Here is a 1,583-nt window from a genome sequence, read left to right as displayed (position 1 = left end):
AGGTGACAAACTATAAATAGTCAAGAGGTTTTTGAAAAAAATTATACTTGTAAAAAGGGTAACTTTAACAGACCATTTGAATACATCGTATTTCAGATGGGACAGATAAATGTATGTAGAGCAGATATTAGCGAAGCTTCTGAACGTTAAAGTCTACATCCTGCCTCTCCAATGCATAGATGACTCTGATCAGTTTCTTTGCTACATGAGTAATAGCTACCCTGTGTTTTTTGCCTTCTGCACGTTTCTTTGCATAGTAAGTTGCAAAGGTTATGTCAAAACGGATTAAAGGAAGGCAGGCGTTAAGAAGAACGTAACGAAGTTGTGAAGAACCATGTTTTACCATTCTGCCACCATGGGATTCTGTTCCAGAATCGTTAATACCGGGTTCGATTCCTGCAAATGCAAGCATCTGTCCGGGATTTGAAAAGTTTGATATATCACCATATTCAGCATAAATAACAGCTGCTGAAATGGGACCGATACCGGGAATGGACATATAGTGTGGATGTACTTCTTCAATAAGTTTGGTAATCTCGGCTTCAAGGGTTTTGATTTCCTTGCAGAGAGAGTTGTACAAGGTAAGTAAACTGTTTAATTCGATGTCGAAAATAGAATTATTGACACCGACTGTATTGGCAGCCAGTTCTTTCAAACGAAGGAACTGTTGTATAGAAAACTTACCTCTTGAAGCACAACGGAGTTTGTCGTAAGAAGCTGAATTCATATGAGCCATTTTTTCGGCTGAACCATAGTTTTCAAGGAGATAGATGGCAGTTTTTGAAAGCCGCTCATTGAAAAAAGGTTTGAATTCCGGAAAGGTATGGTCTAAAACATTTGTAATTTTTACAAGATAAAAAGAACGCTGACGAATCAGCCTGTCTCGTAAACGAGTTAGTGACTTTAAGGAATAAGAGTGGTAAAATCCTTTTGAATGGGGTTTGTATTCAACCGTCATTAACCACCGAGCTATTGATTCGCAGTCAACAGAATCGGTTTTGGTTCGCCTTAAAGTTGTAGACTTTTTATATTCCTTGATAAGAACTGGATTAACTTCCATGAAGCTGTGGTGAGCGTTTTCAAGGAAAAGTTCAAGATTGAGGGCATAATGAGCAGTTGATTCAAACCCTATTTTTATATCCTCAGGATTGGAGAGAGAGTTGAGAGTAGTAAGCAGATGTTCAAACCCATCTTTATCGTTTTTGACAGTAAATTTGGAAACAATCTGCTGGTCGGCTGCAGAAATGATGCAGCAATCATGTTTGTACTTGGAAATGTCAATTCCAACAAAGTACATGGACATAGAAATATACCTCCTGAAATAATATTTAGCACTGCTGTCTTCCACAGAGAATTCGGCTGTGTAATCACGTAAATAGAAACGTCAAGCGTTAACAAACTAATTACCAGTAATAGACGAAAAGCTGCGGTCTGAGTCACCTCCGAACAGTCAAAGCTGTAATAGAATAGATACAGATCCACAGTGCTTTAAGTATTATAATGGAGTATTCAATAAAACCCAAGAGATTGGGAGAAAGGAGAATAATCCATTACCCTCAAAAGAGGATAATTGGATTATACGT

General features: G+C 37.9%; 1 protein-coding gene. It reads right to left on the bottom strand.

The features are described 5' to 3' along the window. Positions 1-127 precede the first annotated feature (127 nt). Positions 128-1,303, bottom strand: coding sequence for an IS110 family transposase (locus DW019_RS14745; protein ID WP_118444043.1), 1,176 nt, complete (start codon positions 1,301-1,303; stop codon positions 128-130). Positions 1,304-1,583 lie beyond the last annotated feature (280 nt).

It is taken from the genome of Clostridium sp. AF37-5 (assembly GCF_003477605.1).
Classification (GTDB): Bacteria; Bacillota; Clostridia; order Lachnospirales; family Lachnospiraceae; genus Eubacterium_F.
This window is presented reverse-complemented; position numbering and strand designations above follow the sequence as displayed.

Bases quoted from the DNA above. Each gene is read 5' to 3' on its own strand.
- DW019_RS14745 (WP_118444043.1), bottom strand. From the start codon at position 1,303: ATGTCCATGTACTTTGTTGGAATTGACATTTCCAAGTACAAACATGAT.